This is a genomic window from Actinoplanes sp. NPDC026623 (assembly GCF_040638275.1).
GTDB lineage: Bacteria > Actinomycetota > Actinomycetes > Mycobacteriales > Micromonosporaceae > Actinoplanes.
The window spans coordinates 1-3,480 of record NZ_JBEZXZ010000375.1; the positions used below are offsets into that span (position 1 = coordinate 1).

Sequence of the window (3,480 nt, forward strand, 5' to 3'; positions counted from 1 at the left end):
GGTACTGCACGACCCGGGCGCCGCCGGAGGCGCTCAGGCAGCCGCCGCTGCGCACGTTCTGGATCTGGAAGCGCGCGTCCAGGGTGACGAGCCGGATCCGCCACAGCGAGAACGCATCCGCCTGGCACGGACCCTGCACGGCGAGACCGGTGCCGGCGGCGACCCGCAGGCACCTCCGGCTGCCCGCGTTGATCAGCAGGAATCCGTTGATGGCGTCGGTCGGGCCCGGCGGCGGCCCGGCCTCGGCGGCGGCGCCCGGCACCAGCAGCCCGGCGGCGAGCAGAACGGTCACCGCGGTGGACAGGAAACGGCGGCGAACTGACATGACAGTACCTTTCGGACAAGGGCCTCGGTCGCATCGCACGTTATCCGCAGAACCCTTTCCATTCGGTGATATCGGGCGAATCGCCATTCGCGTTTCGGCGCGGGCATTTGCTCTAGGCTGAGCCGCAGCGGCGACAGTGGAGGAAAACAGGGTGTCCGAGGCGGCTCGTTTCGATCAGCGCATTCCGGGATCGCGGTCGGCCACCGATCCGGACCGATTGCTGCCACGAGGCCGCCACGATCTTCCGCGCGAGTTCGTCAGCCGGACCCAGCGCGACCGGCTCATCGACGCGATGGCCCGCACGGTCGCCGAACGCGGCTACGCGAATGCCTCGCTCGGCGATGTCTGCGCGGCCGCCGGAGTGTCCACACGCGCGTTCTATCAGCACTTCGTGGACAAGGAGGCGTGCTTCCTGGCCGCCTTCGACCTGGGTGTCTCGCTGCTGCAGCGCGCCGTGGCGGAGTCCTACGCCCGGCCCGCCGCCTGGCCGCTGCGGATGCACCACGGGCTGGACACCCTGGTCCGGATCCTGGCCGCGGAGCCGGCCTTCGCCTCGCTCGCGGTCGTCGAGGTGCTCGCCGCGGGACCCCGGGCCCGGGCCTGCCGCCGCCGGCTGCTGGACGCCTACACGGTGTTCTTCACCGAGGCGCCGCACCGGGCCGGCACGCCGCCGGTCCCGGCCGGGGTGGTCGACGCCGTCATCGCGGGTGTCTACGGCGTCATCTACGACTTCGTGTCGACGGGCCGGGCCGCGGAGCTGCCCGAGCAGTTGCCGGCCCTGACCTATCTGGTCGTCGTCCCGTTCCTGGGCCCGACGGCCGCGGCGCGCGCCGCCGCCGGTCAGTAGGGTCCGCCCCGCCTGCCGGCGGGACGGACCCGTTGCGCGCGGGTGACGGGCTACTCCGTCGGGGTGGGCTCCGCCGTCGGGGTCGGCTCGTCGGTCGGGGTCGGCTCCACGGTCGGGGTCGGCTCCACGGTCGGGGTCGGCTCCACGGTCGGGGTCGGCTCCACGGTCGGGGTCGGCTCCACGGTCGGGGTCGGCTCCGCCGTCGGGGTATCGGTGGGCTCGGGGGCGGCGGCCGCCGAGACGGTGATCTGCTGGGCCGCGTCGGTCGTGTCGGTGACCGCGTAGCGGGCGGTGAACGTCGCCGAGGTCGAGCCGGTCGGGCAGGTCAGCCCGCCGGTGACCCGGATCGGCAGGGAGACGCCGGCCGAGAAGTCGAGCACCGGCGCGCTCGCCGCGGTGCCGTCGACCCACGGTCCGCTGACCGACGCGGGCCCGTCCGGTGCCACGGTGACCACGCAGGACGCGAGGCCCGAGATCGTGGTTACCACGCCGCCCTTCGGGATCGTCATGGTGCCGACGGAACCGGCCGGGTCGTACTGCAGCGCGATGGTCCAGTCGCCGTTTGTCGAGTTGGAGACCGTGCGGGCGGTGGTGAACAGGACATTGGTGGGGCAGGCCCCGCCGTTGTTCGTGAAGAGCGCCGGGGTCAGCGCCGAGACGACCGGGCCGTCGGCGCTGGTGTTGGCCGGCTCGGCGGGAACCGCGCCGCCGTTCGACGACTGGTTGCAGGTCACCGTGGTGGTGCTGACCTTGAAGACGGCGGTGCTGCCCGCCACCAGCGAGGCGGTGTAGCTGTGCCCGGCCGGGCCGACCGTGGTCGCGGCGGCGGCCTGCGCGGGTCCGGCCTGCAGGGCCGCCAGGCCGGCGCCCGTCAGGACGGCGACGGCGACCAGCGCCGACCGGCGAGCGGTACGGGAACGGGTGCGGACCATCTCGATCTCCCTTGATCGTGTCGAGGTAACGGGCTCAGAAGCATTCGTCCTTGCCCCAGCGCAGCCGCAGGGACAGCCCGGTGAGGTTGAACTCGCCGGCGGTCGTCGCCCAGGCCACCTGCTTCAGGTCGGTGATGACGACCGTGTCGGCCTGCTGGCTGAAGAAGCCCTGGCGGCGCTGTGCGACCTCGGCCGGGTCGTTGACCGGGCCCTTGTCCAGCGTGGACGCGTCCCGGCCGATCTCCATGCCGCGGAAGCTGGCGTTGCCGTCCAGCGCGCTCATGTCGACCACCATGTTCGTGGCGGTCACCGGGTTCTTGCCGGTGCCGGCCCTGATCTTCAGGGTCACCGAGCCGAAGTCGCCGAGGTCGGTGACGACCGACTGACAGAGGTTGGTCAGCTTCGCGGTCTTCATGGCCGAGACCGCGACCGGCTCCGGGGTCTGCGACGGCGGGTCGCTGCCCGGCTCGGTGCGGGCGTCGACCGTGCCGTACTGCACGAAGCCGGTCGCCTCGAGCCGGTCCGCGCCGACCTTGAACTGCTGGCCGGACACGGAGAACGAGGCCGCCAGCGCGCCGTTGGACATCATGGTCAGCACGCCGAGCACCGCGGCGGCGCACAGCCCGAACAGGATCCCGAACCGGCCCCAGCGGGTGCGGCCATAGCTGACGGTTTGATGGGAAGCATGCATCGGATCTCCCCCAGGCAATGATCCAGAAAAGGTGTTTGTTCTGGATTGGAGGCACGCTAACCCCGGTCGCAATGCATCGTCAAGCATTGAAGCCGACGGATGCCTATCGGGCAATGGCGGGCGGTTCGAGCCAGGTTCGCAGCGCCCACCACAGTTTCAGCAGCTCCAGCACGGTCCGGGTGTCCCCCGGCTCGCCCGGTACGACCGGCACGCCGGTGAGCTCGTGCAGGCGGCGCAGCCGGTAGCGGACGGTGTTCGGGTGCACGTGCAGGGCCGTTGCGGTGTGATCCAGGCGCTGACCGTGGTCCAGATAGGCCAGCGCGGTCGACGCCAGCTCCCGGTGGAAGTCGTCGGCGGGCCGCAGCTCGCCGAGGACCGCGCCGCTGTTCAGGCCGGCCAGCAGCGGCTGGGCCGCCAGGGCGAGATCGGCGGCGTGGTCGACCAGCAGGTGCAGGCCACGGCGCGGGGAACGGGCCGCGAGCGGCAGGGCGGCCAGGCAGAGCCCGTACACCGCGGGGAGCTCGCGCAGCGGCCCGGCGGGGGCCGCGACCACCAGCAGGTTCGTGTCGCAGCGGGCCGGCAGCCGGGGCGTGAGCGCGGCCAGCCGGCCGCCGACCGTACCGCTGACCCCGCCCGCGGCCGCCAGCCGGCGGCCCGCCGGACGCAGCCGCGCGGGGTCGCCCAC

The 3,480-nt window shown here is 72.7% G+C and carries 5 protein-coding genes; 1 reads left to right on the forward strand and 4 read right to left on the reverse strand.

The features are described 5' to 3' along the window. A partial coding sequence (locus AB0F10_RS44810) for an RICIN domain-containing protein (protein WP_360640604.1) occupies positions 1–325 on the reverse strand: 325 nt, incomplete at its 3' end. A gap of 217 nt (positions 326–542) precedes the next feature. On the opposite strand from AB0F10_RS44810, the gene AB0F10_RS44815 reads away from it, so the two are divergent. Then, positions 543–1,172, forward strand: a complete 630-nt coding sequence (locus AB0F10_RS44815; protein WP_360640606.1) for a TetR/AcrR family transcriptional regulator — start codon at positions 543–545, stop codon at positions 1,170–1,172. A gap of 50 nt (positions 1,173–1,222) precedes the next feature. Here AB0F10_RS44815 and AB0F10_RS44820 read toward each other — a convergent pair whose 3' ends face one another. From AB0F10_RS44820 to AB0F10_RS44830, 3 genes are all read right to left on the reverse strand, one after another. After that, positions 1,223–2,104 (reverse strand): hypothetical protein, encoded by an 882-nt coding sequence (locus AB0F10_RS44820; RefSeq protein WP_360640608.1) that lies wholly within the window; start codon positions 2,102–2,104, stop codon positions 1,223–1,225. A 34-nt stretch (positions 2,105–2,138) separates the two neighbouring features. Beyond that, positions 2,139–2,795 (reverse strand): DUF6230 family protein, encoded by a 657-nt coding sequence (locus AB0F10_RS44825; RefSeq protein ID WP_360640610.1) that lies wholly within the window; start codon positions 2,793–2,795, stop codon positions 2,139–2,141. A gap of 103 nt (positions 2,796–2,898) precedes the next feature. Next, the coding region (locus AB0F10_RS44830; protein ID WP_360640612.1) for a helix-turn-helix domain-containing protein at positions 2,899–3,480 on the reverse strand (582 nt) is incomplete at its 5' end.

Excerpts from the sequence above, each read along its gene's own strand:
- AB0F10_RS44820 (WP_360640608.1), bottom strand. The coding sequence starts at position 2,104 with ATGGTCCGCACCCGTTCCCGTACCGCTCGCCGGTCGGCGCTGGTCGCC.
- AB0F10_RS44825 (WP_360640610.1), bottom strand. The coding sequence starts at position 2,795 with ATGCATGCTTCCCATCAAACCGTCAGCTATGGCCGCACCCGCTGGGGC.